Source organism: Microbacterium dextranolyticum (genome assembly GCF_016907295.1).
Lineage (GTDB): Bacteria > Actinomycetota > Actinomycetes > Actinomycetales > Microbacteriaceae > Microbacterium > Microbacterium dextranolyticum.
The window spans coordinates 1,530,886-1,547,613 of record NZ_JAFBBR010000001.1 but is presented as its reverse complement, the minus strand read 5'-3'; the positions used below and the strand labels follow the sequence as shown (position 1 = coordinate 1,547,613).

Annotated in this window: 17 protein-coding genes and 2 tRNA genes; 12 read left to right on the top strand and 7 right to left on the bottom strand. The window is 69.9% G+C overall.

The genetic code is table 11. The features are described 5' to 3' along the window. Positions 1 to 28: 28 nt before the first annotated feature. The gene (locus JOE64_RS07105) at positions 29 to 1,267 is read left to right on the top strand and encodes a beta-ketoacyl-[acyl-carrier-protein] synthase family protein (RefSeq protein ID WP_204963607.1); all 1,239 of its coding nucleotides are present in this window, start codon (positions 29 to 31) and stop codon (positions 1,265 to 1,267) included. Between the two features lie 177 nt (positions 1,268 to 1,444). On the opposite strand, the gene JOE64_RS07100 is transcribed toward JOE64_RS07105, so the two are convergent. The 3 genes from JOE64_RS07100 to JOE64_RS07090 form a co-directional block, all read right to left on the bottom strand. Then, complete coding sequence (locus JOE64_RS07100; protein WP_204963606.1) at positions 1,445 to 1,948, bottom strand: DUF3145 domain-containing protein; 504 nt, start codon at positions 1,946 to 1,948, stop codon at positions 1,445 to 1,447. Between the two features lie 158 nt (positions 1,949 to 2,106). Further along, the gene (locus JOE64_RS07095) at positions 2,107 to 3,069 is read right to left on the bottom strand and encodes a PDR/VanB family oxidoreductase (protein WP_204963605.1); all 963 of its coding nucleotides are present in this window, start codon (positions 3,067 to 3,069) and stop codon (positions 2,107 to 2,109) included. Next, positions 3,066 to 3,632 (bottom strand): helix-turn-helix domain-containing protein, encoded by a 567-nt coding sequence (locus JOE64_RS07090; protein WP_271202547.1) that lies wholly within the window; start codon positions 3,630 to 3,632, stop codon positions 3,066 to 3,068. Before JOE64_RS07090 ends, JOE64_RS07095 begins: the two co-directional genes overlap by 4 nt. Before the next feature lie 220 nt (positions 3,633 to 3,852). Between JOE64_RS07090 and JOE64_RS07085 the strand changes: the two genes are divergently transcribed. From JOE64_RS07085 to JOE64_RS07040, 10 genes are all read left to right on the top strand, one after another. Further along, positions 3,853 to 5,097: an amidohydrolase family protein gene (locus JOE64_RS07085; protein WP_204963603.1), complete on the top strand. Its 1,245-nt coding sequence runs from the start codon at positions 3,853 to 3,855 to the stop codon at positions 5,095 to 5,097. Next, the gene (locus tag JOE64_RS07080) at positions 5,094 to 5,831 is read left to right on the top strand and encodes an ABC transporter ATP-binding protein (protein WP_271202548.1); all 738 of its coding nucleotides are present in this window, start codon (positions 5,094 to 5,096) and stop codon (positions 5,829 to 5,831) included. The genes JOE64_RS07085 and JOE64_RS07080 overlap by 4 nt, the downstream gene beginning before the upstream one ends. Further along, the gene (locus JOE64_RS07075) at positions 5,831 to 6,703 is read left to right on the top strand and encodes an ABC transporter permease (RefSeq protein WP_204963602.1); all 873 of its coding nucleotides are present in this window, start codon (positions 5,831 to 5,833) and stop codon (positions 6,701 to 6,703) included. The genes JOE64_RS07080 and JOE64_RS07075 overlap by 1 nt, the downstream gene beginning before the upstream one ends. Before the next feature lie 66 nt (positions 6,704 to 6,769). After that, positions 6,770 to 7,939, top strand: a complete 1,170-nt coding sequence (locus JOE64_RS07070) for a substrate-binding domain-containing protein (protein ID WP_204963601.1) — start codon at positions 6,770 to 6,772, stop codon at positions 7,937 to 7,939. Between the two features lie 35 nt (positions 7,940 to 7,974). Further along, positions 7,975 to 8,718, top strand: a complete 744-nt coding sequence (locus JOE64_RS07065) for an SDR family NAD(P)-dependent oxidoreductase (protein WP_204963600.1) — start codon at positions 7,975 to 7,977, stop codon at positions 8,716 to 8,718. A gap of 44 nt (positions 8,719 to 8,762) precedes the next feature. Next, positions 8,763 to 10,097 (top strand): FAD-binding oxidoreductase, encoded by a 1,335-nt coding sequence (locus tag JOE64_RS07060; RefSeq protein ID WP_204963599.1) that lies wholly within the window; start codon positions 8,763 to 8,765, stop codon positions 10,095 to 10,097. Next, a complete protein-coding gene (locus JOE64_RS07055) occupies positions 10,094 to 10,870 on the top strand; it encodes a creatininase family protein (RefSeq protein WP_204963598.1) in 777 nt (258 codons plus the stop codon). The genes JOE64_RS07060 and JOE64_RS07055 overlap by 4 nt, the downstream gene beginning before the upstream one ends. Next, the gene (locus tag JOE64_RS07050; protein ID WP_204963597.1) at positions 10,867 to 11,472 is read left to right on the top strand and encodes a pyridoxamine 5'-phosphate oxidase family protein; all 606 of its coding nucleotides are present in this window, start codon (positions 10,867 to 10,869) and stop codon (positions 11,470 to 11,472) included. The genes JOE64_RS07055 and JOE64_RS07050 overlap by 4 nt, the downstream gene beginning before the upstream one ends. Beyond that, complete coding sequence (locus JOE64_RS07045; protein WP_204963596.1) at positions 11,462 to 12,532, top strand: methylenetetrahydrofolate reductase C-terminal domain-containing protein; 1,071 nt, start codon at positions 11,462 to 11,464, stop codon at positions 12,530 to 12,532. The genes JOE64_RS07050 and JOE64_RS07045 overlap by 11 nt, the downstream gene beginning before the upstream one ends. Beyond that, entirely contained in the window at positions 12,529 to 13,875 is a 1,347-nt protein-coding gene (locus tag JOE64_RS07040; protein ID WP_204963595.1) for an amidohydrolase family protein, read from the top strand. Before JOE64_RS07045 ends, JOE64_RS07040 begins: the two co-directional genes overlap by 4 nt. Positions 13,876 to 13,929: 54 nt before the next feature. Here the strand turns inward: JOE64_RS07040 and JOE64_RS07035 are convergent. Continuing rightward, positions 13,930 to 14,004: transfer RNA gene (locus tag JOE64_RS07035), tRNA-Ile, on the bottom strand. 32 nt (positions 14,005 to 14,036) lie between these two features. Beyond that, on the bottom strand, positions 14,037 to 15,101 hold the full coding sequence (locus JOE64_RS07030; protein WP_204963594.1) for a DMT family transporter: 1,065 nt from the start codon (positions 15,099 to 15,101) through the stop codon (positions 14,037 to 14,039). A gap of 42 nt (positions 15,102 to 15,143) precedes the next feature. Between JOE64_RS07030 and def the strand changes: the two genes are divergently transcribed. Continuing rightward, complete coding sequence (gene def / locus JOE64_RS07025; protein WP_204963593.1) at positions 15,144 to 15,710, top strand: peptide deformylase; 567 nt, start codon at positions 15,144 to 15,146, stop codon at positions 15,708 to 15,710. A 103-nt stretch (positions 15,711 to 15,813) separates the two neighbouring features. Here def and JOE64_RS07020 read toward each other — a convergent pair. After that, positions 15,814 to 15,886 (bottom strand) — tRNA-Asn (locus JOE64_RS07020). Positions 15,887 to 15,957: 71 nt separating this feature from the next. Next, positions 15,958 to 16,722: an ATP-binding cassette domain-containing protein gene (locus JOE64_RS07015; protein ID WP_204963592.1), complete on the bottom strand. Its 765-nt coding sequence runs from the start codon at positions 16,720 to 16,722 to the stop codon at positions 15,958 to 15,960. Positions 16,723 to 16,728 lie beyond the last annotated feature (6 nt).

Here is a 16,728-nt window from a genome sequence, read left to right as displayed (position 1 = left end):
GCCCCCACCGGAGCATCGCGAGGAGACCATGAGCACTTCCCGAATCGTCGTGACCGGCATCGGCGCGTCCAGCCCCATCGGCGGCACCGCGCCCGACAGCTGGTCGGCGCTGCTGGCCGGCGCCTCCGGCACACGCACCCTCGAGTACGACTGGGTCGAGCAGTACAACCTGCCCGTGACCTTCGCCGCACAGGCCGCCGTGCGCCCCGACACGATCCTCGAGCGTCCCATCGCGAAACGGCTCGACCCGTCCTCTCAGTTCGCCCTCGTGGCGGCGATGGAGGCCTGGGCCGACGCCGGCAGCCCCGAGGTCGAGCCCGAGCGTCTCGGCATCGACTTCGCCACCGGCATCGGCGGACTCTGGACGTTGCTGGATGCCTGGGACACGCTCCGCGAGAAGGGGCCGCGACGGGTCCTCCCGATGACGGTGCCGATGCTGATGCCCAACGCCGCAGCCGGGAACCTGTCGCTGCACTTCGGCGCTCGCGCGTACGCCCGCACGGTCGCCAGCGCCTGCGCCTCGAGCACGGAGTCGATCGTCAACGCGATCGAGCACCTGCGCGACGGCCTGGCCGACGTCGTGATCGCCGGCGGCACCGAATCGGTCATCCACCCCGTCACGATCGCCTCGTTCGCCTCGATGCAGGCCCTCTCCAAGCGCAACGACTCGCCCGAGACCGCCTCGCGCCCCGGCAGCATCGACCGTGACGGCTTCGTCATGGGCGAAGGCGCCGGCGTCCTGATCCTCGAGACCGAGGAGCACGCCAAGGCCCGCGGCGCGAAGATCTACGCCGCCGTCGTGGGTGGCGGCGTGACGGCCGATTCGTACCACATCACCGCCAACGACCCCGAAGGCACGGGTGCCGCTCGCGCCGTGCGTCTCGCGCTGCAGATGGCCGGCGCGTCCACGGCCGACGTCACGCACATCAACGCGCACGCGACCTCGACGCCGGTCGGCGATCCCAACGAGTACGTCGCGCTGAAGTCGGTGTTCGGCGACCGGATCGACGACATCCCGGTGTCGGCGACGAAGGCATCCACCGGTCACCTCCTCGGCGGCACCGGTGCTCTCGAAGCGATCTTCACCATCAAGGCGATCGGTGAGCGCCTCGCTCCCCCCACGATCAACCTCACCGAGCAGGACCCGGCGGTGCCGTTCCGGATCTCCGGCGAGGCACAGCCCCTCGGTTCGGGCGACCAGCTGGCGATCAGCAACTCGTTCGGCTTCGGCGGCCACAACGCCGTCGTGGCCTTCGCCTCGGTGTAGGCGAGGGGCGCCGGAACGGTGCCGCCCAGAACGTGAAGAACCCCCTCCGCGAAGCCAGCGGAGGGGGTTCTCTCGGGTGAGGCGGCCGGCACGCGATCCTCGACCCCGGGAAGCCGTCCGAGGCGAGTACGGGCGCTCCTGCGCCGCCTGGTCTGTGGAGTTGTCGCGGAGAGCCGCTCAGCCGACCTTGTGCAGCCAGACCACCGGGGCGTCATCGCTGGCATGCCGGAACGGCTCCAGTTCGTCGTCCCACGCCGCACCCAACGCCACCTGCAGCTCGCGCTGCAGTTCGGCAGGGTCGCCGGCGGCGATCTCCATCGCGTAGCGGATGCGGTCTTCACCGATGACGAGGTTCCCGACGGTGTCGGTCTGTGCGAAGTGGATGCCGAGACCCGGTGTGTGCATCCATCGACCGCCGTCGCTGCGGGGCGTGGGATCCTCGCTGACTTCGAAACGAAGGTGTTCCCAGCCTCGAATGGCCGTCGCGAGCGCCGCGCCGGTTCCGACCGGGCCCTCCCAGTAGAACTCCGCGCGTCGACTTCCGCTCAGCACCGGCTGATCGGCCCAGTCGAAGTTCACGGCACGGCCCAGAGCGCGACCGACCGCCCACTCGAGGTGGGGGCACAGCGCGCGTGGCGCGGAGTGGATGTAGATCACTCCACGCGCGGTTGTTGACGCCATCGGTCTCTCCGTTTCATCAGGTACGTCTTCCCCTACGACCTGACCGGCGGATAGCACGGCGACTGTGCGGTTATGCCGACATTATCGCCGATGCCGACCCGAAATCCAAACCCGCCCCCGAGCAACCTTGAGGGAACAGCGCTCCACGGTGGGCCGCGTCAGAGCTCGAGCACGAGGCGCGGGCAGGCGGCCCGCGACACGCACACGAACATCGTGTCGTTCCGCTCGCGCTGGGCCGGGCTGAGGATCGAATCGCGGTGGTCGACGACCCCGTCCAGGACAGGGGTCTCGCAGGTTCCGCAGGTTCCCTCGCTGCAGCTGGAGAGAACGAGCGCTCCGGCCGCCTCGGCCGCCGCGAGCACAGAGATCTCCGGCGGCACCTCGATCGTCACGCCGGTGAGGGCCAGTTCCACCTCGAACGGTCCCTGCCACACGGGCGCCGGCAGCGCACCGGATTCGAATCGCTCCAGATGAACGGGCACGTCGTGTGCGCGCGCGGTCTCACCGATGGCATCGAGAAGCCGGGCCGGGCCGCAGGTGACGATGGCGGCACCGCTCGCGGCCGCGTCGACGACCAGCGCGTCGATGTCGAGCCGGTCGCCGCGCTCGCTGATGTGCACGGTGAACCGGTCTCCGTACAGGCCGTGCAGACGATCCAGGAACGCCATCCGACCCTCGTGCCCGCAGTAGTGCACACGCACCTCGCGCCCCTCGCCGAGCGCCTGCGCCGCCAACGGGACGATCGGAGTGATGCCGATCCCGCCCGCGACGAAGACGAGCGGGGCCGCCGCGCCGTTCGCGGGAGGCAAGGCGAAGTGGTTCCGCGGACCGGCGACTTTCAGACGCGCGCCGACCTGCAGCCGGTCGGCGATCCAGCGCGACCCTCCGCGGCCGGCCTCTTCGCGCAGGACGGCGACGCGCCACGTCGCCGCCGCGGGCTCGCCTGTCAGCGAGTACTGGCGCACGAGTCCACTCGGCAGGATGAGGTCGATATGGGCGCCCGGCTCCCAGTCGGGAAGGCGGTCACCGGCCCGAGCGGCGAGTTCGATCTCGACGATGCCGTCGGCCGCGGCCTCGATCGCGACCACCTCGACCTCGATGCGTCCCTCGGGTGCGCTCATTGGCTGGACTCCTTGACGATGATCAGACGGTAGGGAACGGGGTCGGCGGTCCGCCACCTGTGCCCGGTCCCGCCCGGGGTGTACGCCGAATCGCGCGGCCCCAGAACGTGGCGCTCCCCGTCGAGTTCCAGCTCGATGCGACCGTCGACGACATGGATGAACTCGTCCTCATCGTGGACGACGACGTCGCCCCACGTCGTGTTGTCGCCCACGTACTCGATGGGGCGGAACGGATGCCCGCTCCCCTCCGCGAGCATGCGCCCCGTGCCGCTGCCGAAGGCACCGACCACGCCCTCGTGGGCGCGGACGATGCTCACCGGGGAGCCCGGTGTGGACAGGCGCCCGTCAGCGAGGAGCTCCACGACGCTCGTCGACAGAGCCACCGAGATGCTCTCCAGCGACGACATGGACGGGCGCGCGCGCGAGCGCTCGAGCTGACTCAGGAACGAATGCGACAGCCCCGACAGCGCGGCGAGCTGCACCAGGGTCAATCCCCGCTGGGTGCGCAGCGCGCGCACTCGCGGCCCGAGCATGTCGACCGCGGCGGTCGTGGTCGCATCCACGTCGTGCTCCTCTCTGGGACGGATTACCTCCGCCGCATTGTAGGCGGCAGCCGGACATGATCCCGATCCCGATCGCAACGCCGGTGAGCCGTGATTAACAGAGCGACACGATCGTGTCATTCCCTCGAAACATGGCCCCCGTACCTTCGCCGATGTTGAGGCTATCAACATTGATCCGCGATCTCCTACCCGACGGAGCGCGACGAACAGAGGACCATTCGTGCACCTTCCGCGATCCCTCCGCACTCTGCGGAACGCCACCCTCCCCGGGGGAGCCAGGGTCGACGTCGTGCTCAGCGGCGAGACGGTCAAGGCCGTCCACCCCGCGGGCGAGGCCCCGGCCGAAGCGGAGGGCGAGCTCGATCTCACGGGCTTCGTGCTGCTGACCGCGGCGGCCGATCCCCACGCGCACCTCGACAAGTCGCGCACGTGGGACCGCATCTCCCCCGCCTTCGGCGACCTGCCGACGGCCATCGCCCAGTACGACGCGTATGCAGCTGCCGAGACGCGCGATTCGATCGCCGAGCGCGCGCGCACGACCGCGCTCGACATGCTCTCGCACGGCGTGACGGCGATCCGCTCGCACGTGAACATCTTCGCCGACGCGGATCCGCTGCGCGGCGTCGACGCACTCCTGCAGGTGCGCGAAGAGCTGCGGGGCCTGATCGACCTCGAACTGTGCACACTCGGCGACGAACGCGTGTCGGATGCCCTGCACGAAGAGGCCGTCGAGCGCGGCGTCGACCTCATCGGAGGCGCCCCGCACCTCGCAACCGACCCGGGCGCCGAGCTCGCCCGGCTGCTGACACTCGCCGAACGATTGGGGCGCGGCGTCGACATGCACACCGACGAATCCCTCGATGGGCCGCTCACGATCGTCGAGCTCGCGCGTCGCACGGCGTCGTGGCAGCACGCGTCGGCATCCGCCGGCCACTGCTCCCGCCTGGGCACGCTTTCGCCTGCCGAACTGCAGCCCGTCGTGGAGGCGGTGCGCGACGCCGATCTGGGCATCATCACGCTCCCCATCACGAACCTGTATCTGCAGGGCTGGGATGCCCCCGTCGCCACCCCGCGCGGCATCACCGCCGTGCGCGCGCTGCTGGATGCCGGTGTGCGGCTCGGGGCAGGCGCCGACAACGTCCGCGACCCGTTCAACCCCCTCGGCCGCTGCGACCCCCTCGAGACCGTCGCGCTGCTCGTCATCGGAGCCCACGTGTCGATCGATGACGCACTCGCCCTCGTATCGGACGGATCGCGCTCGGTCATGCGACTCGATGCGGCCGGGGCCGTCGAGGGCGCCCGCGCCGAATTCGTCGCCGTCAAGGGCACCAGCGCGGCGGACGTCGCAGCCTCGGCCGACCCCAACCGCCACGTGATCCACCGCGGCCGCCTCGTGTCCTCCACCGTCGCCACGGTGACGCGCGCGGACTGGTCGTCCTCAACCGAAAGGCAGGTGTCGGCGTGACCGATCCCCTCCTGGACTTCACCGATGTCGAGATGACGTTCCCGAACGGGACCGTCGCCTTGCGCGGTGTCGACCTCACCGTCCATCGCGGAGAGTTCGTCACCGTCGTGGGACCCTCCGGCTGCGGCAAGTCCACCCTCCTGCGCATCGCCTCCGGACTCGAGAACCCGAGCGACGGCGAGGCGACCGTGAACACCGATCGCATCGGCTACGTGTTCCAGGATGCGACGCTGCTGCCTTGGCGTGACGTGCAGGCCAACGTCGAACTGCTCGCCGAGCTCAACTGGCAGACGAAGGCGGTGCGCGCGAAGAAGGCGACCGAGATGATCCGGCTCGTCGGGCTGGCAGGCTTCGAGAAGAACCTGCCGAAGCAGCTGTCGGGCGGCATGCGCATGCGCACGTCCCTCGCGCGCTCCCTGACGCTCGACCCCGAGCTGTTCCTCTTCGACGAGCCGTTCGGCGCGCTCGACGAGATCACCCGCGAGCACCTCAACGACGAGCTGCTGCGGCTATTCGTGCAGACCCGGTTCGCCGGCCTGTTCATCACGCACTCGGTCTCGGAGGCGGTCTACCTGTCGACGAAGGTCGTCGTCATGTCCGGCCGCCCCGGACGCATCGTCGACACGTTCGAGGTGCCGTTCGACATGCCGCGCGATCCCGAAATCCGCTACACGGGCGCCTTCGCCGAGCTCGTCGGCAAAGTCTCCCACGCTCTGAGAGAGGGTCACCACTGATGTCCGACGTCGAAGCCACGGCATCCGAGTCCGTGCACACGGTCGCCGACCCACGCGAGATCGCGGCGGAGCAGGCATCCGTCCCCCGCAAGCGCGCACCCCGCTGGACGAAGCCGAGCTTGTGGGTTCCGCCGATCCTGCTCCTCGCGCTCATCATCGGCCTGGTCTATCTGGTCAACGCATTGCTCGGCACACGCGGATACCTCATGCCGCAGCCGCATGTGATCTTCGCCGTGTACGCCGACCCGAAGAGCGGTCCCGAGATCTTCGGAGCGCTCTGGAACACGGCTCAGGTAGCGCTGGTGGGCCTCATCGTCGCGATCGTGATCGGCGTCGTATGGGCCATCGCCATGAACCTCGCGAAGTGGGTGGAGCGCACCACCTTCCCCTACGCGGTGATCCTGCAGTCGATCCCGATCCTCGCGGTCGTCCCGCTGATCGGGTTCTGGTTCGGCTACGACTTCATCGCCCGCACGATCGTGTGCGTCTTGATCGCGCTGTTCCCGATCGTCTCGAACACCCTGTTCGGGCTGCAGTCCGTCGACCGCGGCGCACGAGAGCTGTTCAAGCTGCAGAAGGCGACCCGGTGGGTCGTGCTGACGAAGCTCGAGCTGCCCACCGCTCTGCCCGCGATGTTCGCCGGGATGCGCATCTCGGCGGGACTGTCCATCGTCGGCGCGATCGTCGGCGACTTCTTCTTCCAGCGCGGGACGCCCGGCATCGGCGCGATCATCGCCAAGTACCAGTCCCGACTCCAGAGCCCCGAGCTGTTCGCCTCGATTCTGCTCGCGTCGCTCTTCGGCGTCGTGATCTTCCTGTTCTTCGGCTGGCTCGCTCGTCGCGCCGTCGGCTCCTGGTACGACTTCGGCTGAACCGCCGGCGTCGCCCCGCACCGCACCATCGTCCCGTCCGCACCACCCATCCCACCAAGGAGAACCATGCGAACCGCACGCACACGCATCGCCGTCACGGCCGGACTCGCCGTCGCGAGCGCTCTGACGCTCGCCGCCTGCTCTGCCTCGTCCCCCACGCCCGCGGGCTCCGCCTCGGACCTCGCGATCGGCGCCGTCGATCTGGCCGCCGCCGGCTGCCCGGCCGACATCAAGATCCAGACCGACTGGAACCCGGAGTCCGAGCACGGCCACCTCTACCAGCTCGTCGGCCCGGGCTACACGATCGACGACAAGCAGAAGTCGGTCACCGGCCCGCTCATGGCCTCCGGTTCGTACACCGGCGTCAACGTCACCGTCCTGTCCGGTGGGCCGGCGACCGGCTTCACCCAGCCGAACGCGCAGATGTACAACGACCCGTCGATCTTCCTGGCGTACGTCGGCACCGACGAGGCCATCGCGCACTCCTCGGATCTTCCCACCGTCGGTGTCTTCGCGCCGCTGCAGAAAGACCCGCAGATGCTGATGTGGGACCCGGCGACCTACCCGAACGTGAAGAGCATCGCCGATCTCGGCAAGGAGAACGTCACAGTGCGCGTCTTCCCCGGCGGCACCTACATCGACGCCTTCGTCGGGCAGGGTGTGCTGAAGGCCTCGCAGATCGACTCCACGTACGACGGCACCCCGGCGGTGTTCGTGTCGGAGGGCGGCAAGATCGCTCAGCAGGGGTTCGCCTCGGCCGAGCCCTACATCTACAAGAACGAGGTCTCGCAGTGGGGCAAGCCGGTGAGCTACCAGCTCATCAACGATGCCGGCTACCCGAAGTACGCGGCCGTCCTCAGTGCGATCCCCGCCAACATCGAGAAGTACGACACCTGCCTGAAGGCACTCGTCCCCGTCCTGCAGAAGGCGACGGTCGACTTCTTCGCCGACCCGCAGCCGACGATCGACCTGATCCTCAAGCTGGTCGACGCCTATGACACCGGCTGGGTGTACAGCCAGGGTGTCGCCGACTTCTCGGTGAAGACCATGCTGAGCGACAAGATCGCCGGCAACGACGCCAACGGCAAGATGGGCACCGTCGACCCGAAGCGCATGTCGGATCTGTTCAGCCTGGTCACCCCGATCTACACGCAGCAGGGTCTCCCCGTGAAGGCCGGTCTGAGTGTCGACGACATCTGGACGGACAAGTTCCTGGACCCGTCCATCACCTTCTGATCCGTTCCGAACGCCCGAGAGAGAAGACCCCTCCGATGACGATCACCCATGCACGCCTGACCGGGACCACGGCCATCGTCACCGGAGGGGTCGGCGGGATCGGCGCCGCGATCGTACGCCGCCTGGTCGATGAGGGCGCCGAGGTCGTCATCCTCGACCTCGAGACCGATGCGGCCTCCGCCCGTGCCGCCGAGCTCGGCGCGCGGCTGTGCGGTGTCGACCTCGCCGACTCCACCGACACGAAGCGAGCCGTCGCCGAGGCGGCGGAGCTGCTGGGCGGCGTCGATCTCCTGGTCAACTGCGCGGGCGTCTTCCGCCTCGTGCCACTGCTCGAGATCGACGACGCCGAGTGGGATCGCGTCATGAACATCAACGCCCGGGGAACCCTCGCCACGATGCAGGCCGTCGCACCGCTCATGATCGAGCGCGGCGGCGGGCGGATCGTGAACCTCGCGAGCATGGCGGCGAAGGCGGGCGGCGCGATGGAGGCGCACTATGCGGCATCCAAGTCGGCGGTCGTCGCCCTCACCCGCGCGGCGGCGATCGAATGGGGTGCCCACGGGGTGACCGTCAACGCGATCTGCCCCGGCTACGTGCTCACCGAGATGGGAGCGGCGACCCGCTCCCCCGAACAGGTGGCGCAGTGGACCGCGCGCTCGCCGCTCGGCCGCCTCGGCGAACCCGCCGATGTCGCAGGTCTCGTCGCCTACCTCGCCACCGATGGCGGCTACCTCACCGGTCAGGCCCTCAACGTGACCGGCGGCATGGTCATGCACTGACCCTGCCGCATCCCCGTCCCACACTTTCGAGAGGAACCCCTCCTATGCCCAACGATGTCGTGGATCCCACGCGGATCGAGGCGCTGGCCGCCGAGCTGCGCACGAGTCTCGGACCGGACGCCGTCAGCGACGAACCCGGCGCGCTCGACCGAGCATCCATCGACGGGTCGCATCTGTCGCCCGTGATCGCCGAGCAATTGCCGCTGGGGCGCGCCCAGCTCGTCGCCTATCCCACCTCCGCGGAGGAGATCGCCACCGTCGTGGGCGCGGCCGTGCGTCACGGCGTTCCGATCACGCCGCGCGGCAAGGGCACCGCCAACTACGGCCAGACCCTGCCGATGGGCGGCGGCCTCGTGCTCGACACGTCGCGCGCACGGCGCGTCCTCGAGGTCGGCGACGGTTGGCTGCGCGCCGAGGCCGGCGCGACCATGATCGCGATCGAGCAGGCCGCGATCCGCTCCGGCCAGCAGGTGCTGCAGTACCCGTCCACCGCCCAGTCCACCGTCGGCGGGTTCGTCTCGGGCGGCTCGGGCGGCACCGGATCGATCGCCCACGGCATGATCCACACGGGATTCGTCACCGCACTCGACGTGGTGCACGCCGTACCCGACGCGCATCTCGTGCACGTGACGGGCGAGGAGACCGAGCCCTACCTGCACAAGTACGGGACGGTCGGGGTGATCGCGACCGTCACCGTGCGCCTGGAGCCGCTGCAGCCGTGGCGCGCCTTCTTCGCGAGCTTCGACGACTATCACGATCTGCTCCGCGTCCTCATGCCGATCGGAGAGCTCACCCCGACGCCGCGACTCGTGTCGGGAGATCCGGCACCGCTCGCCGAAGCGCTTCCCGCGGATCCGGCCATCCCTGCGGGTCGGGCGAGTCTGCGCGCGATCCTCGACGAGGCCAGCGTCGCCGCGGCGACGGCACTCGTCGAGGCGGCCGGTGGACGCGTGGAAGACGTGCGTGACGGAGCGCAGGCCTGCGTGAAGCTGTCGATGACCAGCTACAACCACCCGATCGAGTGGCTGCAGAAGGCGCATCCCGACACCTACTTCCACGTGGAGGTGTGGGGTCAGTCGATCGTCGACCGCATCGATGAGCTCGAGGCGGTGTACGAGGGCGGGATGCTGCACATCGAGGCGCAACAGGGACGGCCGATCGGCATGCTCGCGGGAATCTATCGTGGCGCCGACGGCGTCTACGCGGGTCTTCCGAGGATCGAAGAACTGGGTGTCGGCTGGCACAACCCCCATCAGTGGTACGTCGACTACGAGCCCGCCGAGACGATCGCCTTCGCGGCTCGGACCGACCCGGAGGGACTCATGAATCCGGGCAAGCTCGTCGAACCGGGCACGTTCCGCACCGGGAGCCAGATGTGAACGCCGCGTCGCGCCGGTGGGCGGACTGGTCGGGCCCTGCGCTCGCGGAGCGACTCGACGAGTTCTCGGTGCTGGTGATCCCCGTGGGCGCCGTCGAGCACCACGGCGCCCACCTTCCGCTGGCCACCGACGTCATCATGGCGGAATCTCTCGCGTCCCGGATCGTCGACGCCGCCGTCGCGGAGGGGCATGACGCGTGGCTGCTGCCGGCGCTGGCGGTGACGAAGTCGGATGAACACGCGTGGGCACCGGGGACGCTCTGGCTCTCAGCGGACACGTTCTCGCGCGTGCTCGTGGACCTCGGCCGCTCGATCGCGACCACACGCGCCCGGACGGTGCTCTTCTACAACGGTCACGGCGGGAACATCGCCCCGCTGAACGTCGCGCTGCGCGAACTACGTCGACGATTCGGGCTGCGGACGTTCCTCGACGGCGTCGTGGTGCCGCCGGGTCCCACCGAGCAGGGCTTCGGCATCCACGGCGGTCATGGCGAGACCTCCCTGCTGCGGCACCTGCGCCCCGAGCTCGTCAGCATGACGGATGCCTCCCCCGCCGTTCCCACGCAGATCGCCGGATTCGAGCGCATCGGATTCGCCGGGCGCCCGGTGCAGTTCGGCTGGTGCTCCGACGACCTGGATCCCTCCGGCGTCATCGGCGATCCGACGACGGCGACAGCCGAGATCGGCGCGGAGCTGGCAGAGCAACTGACGGCGGCCGGCGTGGCGACCATCGCGGAGATCGTCCGCTGGCCCGTCGGGGCGAGGTCGGTATGAGCGCGGACGAGTGGGAGGCCCTGCCCGACGATCCGTTCGAGCTGCTCGTCGCGTGGCTGCCGCACAACGACGATCCCGCCCGGCCGCTGATGACCGTGGCGACCCTCGACGACTCCGGCGCCCCGGATGCGCGCTCCCTGCTGCTGTCCGAGTGGGACAGGGAGGGCTTCTACTGGCATACGGACGAGCGTTCGCGCAAGGTGGCTCAGGTGCGATCGCGCCCCGAGGTCGCGCTGTGCATCCCCCTGCTCGGCGTGCCCTCGGCGGGCGTCTCGCACCAGCTCGTCGTCGCCGGGCGCGCCGAGGTCGCCCCCGTACAGGAGCAGCAGCGTGCCTATGCGGCGCGTCCGCCGTATCTGCAGCAGCTCGCCTGGCAGAACACACCGGAGTTCGCCGCGCTGCCTCAGCATGAACGGATCCGGCAGTGGGAGGAGTTCGCCCGGGAACACCCGGGCGGGCTGACGGCACCAGACTCGTGGATCGGCTTCCGCGTGCGCCCTGCACGGCTCGTGTTCTGGTTCGGTGGGCCTCTCACGGCCAGTCGGCGGATGGAATACGTGCGCGAGGGCGATGGATGGGTCAGGCGGATCCTTGCCGGCTGACGTGCGGGTCCGGACGGATGCCGCGTGCCCGAAGCACATGGAGTACGGCCCGTGCGGCGGCGTCGGGTTCGACGGGTCGTGCGAGATCGACGCCGCGCTGCCCTGCCCTTTCGTCGCCGTCGAGACCGTGCGGTGGCACGGGGTCGTCGCGTCCCGCGCGCCGCGCACAGCCGATCCCGTTCCACCGTCGGCACCCGCGCCTGGAGCTGCGCGCGTCCGCTCGCTGCTCGGGATTCGGCGGATCGTCGTCGCCGATCTGCCGGCGCGCGCACTGGACGCGCGGTCGATCGAGGAGTGCATCACGGCGATGGCGGGCCCGGTCGATGCCGTGCTCTCGGGGGATGCCGGTCCTGCGCGCGTCCAGTTCGCGCCGACGTATCGCGCCCGTCTCATCGCGGATGCCGGGATGATCCCGTTCATCGGCCTCAACTGCCGCGATCGCAATCGTGTCGCGCTCGAAGGAGAGCTCGCCGGACTGGCGCACGCCGGCGCCGGCGCCGTGCACTGCGTGACCGGTGATCACACCGAGACCGGCAGCCGACCCGACACCCGCCCGGTGTTCGACATCGACTCGACGCAGTTGGCCGCGCTGGCACGCGAGGCCGGCCACCTCGTGTCGGTCGGCGAGTCGCCGACGACGCCGCCCGTCGATCGCCGAGCGGCGCGGCTGCGCGAGAAGGAGCGCGCCGGTGCGCAGCTGTGCTTCGTGAACCACTGCGGTGGAGCGGCTCCGGTGGCCGCGTTCATCGCCGAAGCGCGGGCTCTGGGCTCGCAGGTCGACTTCCTCCCCTGCATCCCCGTCGTCCTCGATGCGGGGTCCGCCGCACTGTTGCGTACGTTCACGACGCTGGTCCTTCCGCCCGGGTACGTCGAGGCGATCCTCGCCGCCGACGATCCGCGTGAAGCGGGGATCACCGCCGCCGTCGCACTGTCGGCGGAGATGCTCGCGATCGACGGGGTCGTCGGCGTGAACCTGTCCGGCGGCGCCGCCCCGGGACGAGAGGTCGCACATGCGCGCGACCTGGCAGAGATCGCACGACGGCTGGAGGGCCACCGATGAACACCCACGGCTACCGTTTCGTCGGAGCGACGGCGGTGATGATCGATTCGCACACCGAGCTCGTCGGAAGCGGCCCGAATGCCTCGGCGGAGCTCGTCGTCCGCGACGGGATCGTGCAGGAGCATGCCCGCGGCGACGAGATCGAGGTCGACGCGACGGGGTGCGTGATCACCGCCGGCCTCGTCAACGCCCACCATCACCTCCTGCAGAGCGCGTTCCGCACGCTGCCGGGAACCCGCAGCGTTCCGATGCACGTGTGGCTGCCCACCATGGCCGCGGCCTACGCCCGGGTCGGCGTCGATGCCGAGCTCGCCGACGCCGCGGCATCCGTCGCCGTCGCCGAGGGGTTGCTGTGCGGGGTCACGACCGTCGCCGACCACCACCTCACCTGGCCGGCGGATGGCGACGACGCGGCGCTCGCGGGGGCGACGGCGGCAGCCGCGCGCCGTCTCGGCGGCAGGCTGGCGTTCGTGCGGGGATCCGCACGCGACGATCCTCAGCGCGCCGCGGCCGGCGCCGAGGCCGTGGTCGCCTCGCTGCTGGGCGGATCGGATGCCGTGGCAGGGGTGTCGGCCGACGGCATGCTGCAGGTGGCGGTGGGGCCGGCGGGCGTGCACTCGGACTCACGCGAGACGTTCGAGCTCCTGAGCGAGGTCGCCGCGCGGTATGGCCTCCGGCGACGCACGCAGGCCAATGAGCAGGTCGACGTCGCCATCGCCCTCGAACGGTACGGGCGACGCCCGATCGACCTGCTCGATGAGTGGGGATGGCTGGCATCCGATGTCACGCTCGCGCACCTGTGCGACGTCTCACCCGCGGAGATCGCGCGCGCGGCCGCGCGTGGAGTCACCGCCACCCATGCCCCCGGCTGCGATGTGCCGATGGGGTGGGGCGTCGCGCCCGTCGCCGAGTTGGCGGATGCCGGTGTCGTCGTCGGTCTGGGGACGAGCGGCGGCGGCTCGAACGACGCAGGACACCTGCTCGCGGATGCCCGACTGGCGATGCAGGTGTCGGGGCTGCGCGGCCCCGCACTGTCGGCGCGTCAGGTGCTGGGGATGGCGACCGAGGGTTCGGCACGTGGCCTCGGCAGACCCGAGCTGGGTCACCTGCGCGTCGGCGCCGCCGCGGACCTCTGCGTGTGGGACGTGTCGGGGGTCGCCGATGCGGGCGTCGACGACGCGATCGCGGGACTCCTGTGGGCCGCGCCGGGCCGCCGCCCGCGCGATGTGTTCGTCGCGGGGCGCCGCGTGGTCGAGGACGGCGCCCTCGTCGGGGCGGACGAGCGAGCCATCGCCGAGGATCTGCGCGCGCTTCTCGCCTCTCGCCGCGCGGCGACGAAGTGATGAGAGGCGGCGCCGGTGTGACGCTCGAGGCGCCCTCGAGGGGAGGACGCGATGTAGGGCGGGTGGGACTTGAACCCACGAATCGTCGGGTTATGAGCCCGCTGCCTTAACCAGCTTGGCCACCGCCCCCTGCCCCGGAAGTCTAGCGGGGCTCCGGCAGCCTAGCGGGGCGCGCGGTCGTCCCGGTCGCGCACGGGAGGCTCGGGCCAGACCTTCTTGACGGCCTCGTCGAGGCGGGCCGCTCCCGACTTCGGACCGCCCGCGCTCCCGCGTTCGATCGGCAGTTCCTGGCTGTCGCTCACGACCTGAGGGTGGTACCGCGCGAGCTGGAAGACACCCGCGACCGCGAGAGCCCCGGCCGCGACGAACCCGATGTAGGCCCACCACGGCGCGTTCTCGGCCTCTCGCAGAACGGCGAGGCCGATGACGATCGCGACGATCGGGTCGATGACCGTGAGGCCTGCGATCACCAGGTCGGGCGGACCGGAGGCATACGCGGTCTGCACGAAGTACGCGCCGATGCCGGTGCCCGCGATCACTCCGACGACGCACAGCACGGTGAGCCATTCGAAATCGCCCGACTGGATGCGGCTGATGACGACCTTGGCCAGTGTGGCGACGAAGCCGTACATGATCCCCGCCGCCACGATGTAGAACAGTGCGCCGATGCGGCTGCGCAGCCACAGCCAGAGCGCCGTGAGGATCGCCGCGACGACGAGCAGGATGACGAGCACGGTGATGAGCTGACCGTCGCTGACCGGGGTCTCGGTGGCGTACAGAGCCGCGACGGTGACGAAGACGAGGATGCCCGCCACGCACAGCGAGATCGCGGCGATGGAGCGCCCGGTGGGCTTGTGCCCGCTGATCCGGGCGTTCAGCAGAGTCGTGATGACCAGCGAGATCGCACCGAGCGGCTGGACGAGGATCAGCGGAGCGAACGAGAGTGCGGTCAGCTGGCAGACGATGGCGAGCCCGAGCATGACCGTGCCGGCGACCCATGACGGCCTGCGCAGCAGGTTCCACAGCTGTCCGCCCGTCAGCCCCGTTCCCCCGTCGGTGCGGGTCAGCCGCTCGACCTTCTGGACGCCACGGTGCTGGTACTGCGCACCGAACGACATGAAGACCGCCCCGAGCAGGGCGAGCGGGATGCCGATCAGGATGCCGGGATCGGCGAACACACCGACGAGCTGGTCGGCGACGTCATCGAGCGAGGGCGCGGCGTGCATCACTCGACACTAACCGCCGAGGCCGGTCGGTAGGCTCAGGACGTGGCTGTTCTTCCGATTCGCATCATGGGCGACCCCGTCCTGCACGCCCCCGCGGCTCCCGTGGCCGAGATCACCGACGACATCCGTCAGCTCGTCGCCGACATGTACGAGACCATGGACGCCGCCCCCGGTGTCGGGCTCGCCGCCCCTCAGGTGGGGGTGGGCCTGCGGATCTACACGTACACGTATCAGGACGACGACGGGGCGCCGTGGCGCGGCGAGATCATCAATCCCGAGCTGTGGATGGTACCGCTCGAGCCGGGCGCGCCGGACCCCGATGAGGAGTCCGAGGGCTGCCTGTCGTTCCCGGGCGAGCGCTTTCCTCTCCGTCGCTCCGATCGCGTCATCGTGACCGGCATCGACCTCGAGGGAGCACCGGTGCGCATCGAGGTCGACGGCTGGCGCGCACGCATCATGCAGCACGAGTTCGATCATCTCGACGGCATCCTCTACGTCGATCGCCTCGACGACGGCGACTGGAAGACGGTGCAGAAGATCTCACGCAAGCGCGGGTGGGGTCGACCGGGCGCATCCTGGACTCCGGGGATCGACGACCTCGACGCCTGAGGGCACGACCACATCGATGACACGGGCCGTCCTTCCCGAAGGGCGGCCCGTGTCATCTTCGGAGAAACGAAAACGGCCCCAGAGTGGAGTCTGGGGCCGTTCGCTCCCCGGCTTGGACTCGAACCAAGAACCTGCCGGTTAACAGCCGGCTGCTCTGCCAATTGAGCTACCGAGGATCAATCACCCGCGAGCGGGCAACCCGTCCATATTAGCAAAGGTCCAGGGGTGCTCGTGCACAATCGCGGGATCAGGATGCGAGGCGTGTCGTCTCGTCGGGTGTCCACAGCAGATCTGCCGTGCCGTGACCATAGGCGACCGGATGCCCCGCGCGCAGCACCAGGACGTCCGCATCCAGCTCGCGCACGGCCTCGCTCTCGTTCGTGACGATGACGATCGCCATCCCCCGATCGGCACGCCGGCGCAGGAGGGCGTCGCGCGCCGCGACACGGACTTCGAGGTCGAGGTTCGCGTAGGGGTCGTCGCCGATGAACAGCCGCGGCTCGAGGACGAGCGCGCGCGCGAGCGCGACGCGCTGCCGCATGCCCGAGCTGAGTTCGTACGGATACTTGGTGGCTGCGCCGAGCGGCAGCTCCAGTTCGTCGAGCAGGCTCGCGACCCGCAAAGACAGCGCCCGCTCATTCACCCGACGATCGCGCGACGTCACCGGTTCGCCGATCACCTCGGCGACGGTGAGCCGTGCGGGAAGCGTCGTTCCGGCGCCCTGGGGGAGATACCCCGTGACATAGGAGCGCACCCGCTGGGCACGACCGCGCTTCCTCACCGAGATGCCCTCGACGAAGGCGGAGCCTCCGGCCACGGTCAGACCGGGCTCGTCCGCGCCGGCCAGCAGCGCCACGAGGCTCGACTTGCCGGCGCCCGTGGGACCCATGACCGCCAATGCCCGCCCGGTCCCGACGCGCACGGTGATCCCCTCGGCGACGCGCAGACCGCCGCGGGCGACCGTCAGGTCGTCGCAGATGATCGCGGTATCACTGGGGGCTCGACCGTGCATGGGTTT